Genomic DNA, 659 nt, shown 5'->3' on the forward strand with positions numbered 1-659 from the left:
ATAAGCAAAGGGTTTTAGTTCCAGCAGCCAGTAAAATGTAAGCATTTTCTTTTTGGGGGAGAGAAATACTTGCATCGTGCTTTTTAAGTAAGCCTCATGTTTTTACAACACTCTTAAAGGGGAAATTTATTGAAAAGGAGATGTTATATATGACAGCGACACGCGGTCTTGAAGGGGTTGTAGCAACAACATCATCTGTTAGTTCTATTATTGATGATACCCTTACATATGTGGGGTATGATATCGATGATTTGACAGAGAATGCAAGTTTTGAAGAAATCATCTACTTGCTTTGGCATCTAAGGCTGCCAAACAAAAAAGAGCTTGAAGAGTTAAAGCAGCAGCTTGCAAAGGAAGCTGCCGTTCCGCAAGAAATTATTGAGCACTTCAAATCTTATTCCCTCGAAAATGTTCATCCCATGGCTGCTCTTCGGACAGCAATTTCATTACTAGGCCTGCTAGACAGCGAGGCTGATACCATGAACCCGGAAGCCAACTACAGAAAGGCGATCCGCCTTCAGGCAAAGGTGCCTGGCCTGGTTGCAGCATTTTCCAGAATTCGCAAGGGTCTTGAGCCTGTTGAACCGAGAGAAGATTACGGTATTGCGGAGAATTTTCTCTACACATTAAACGGTGAAGAGCCTTCACCAATTGAAGTT

1 protein-coding gene is annotated in these 659 nt (G+C 42.3%); it reads left to right on the forward strand.

The genetic code is table 11. The annotated features are described in order from the left end of the window. Positions 1–149: 149 nt before the first annotated feature. A partial coding sequence (locus tag ACWHAR_RS28070; RefSeq protein WP_452088567.1) for a citrate/2-methylcitrate synthase occupies positions 150–659 on the forward strand: 510 nt, incomplete at its 3' end.

It is taken from the genome of Bacillus sp. LR--39 (genome assembly GCF_053613335.1).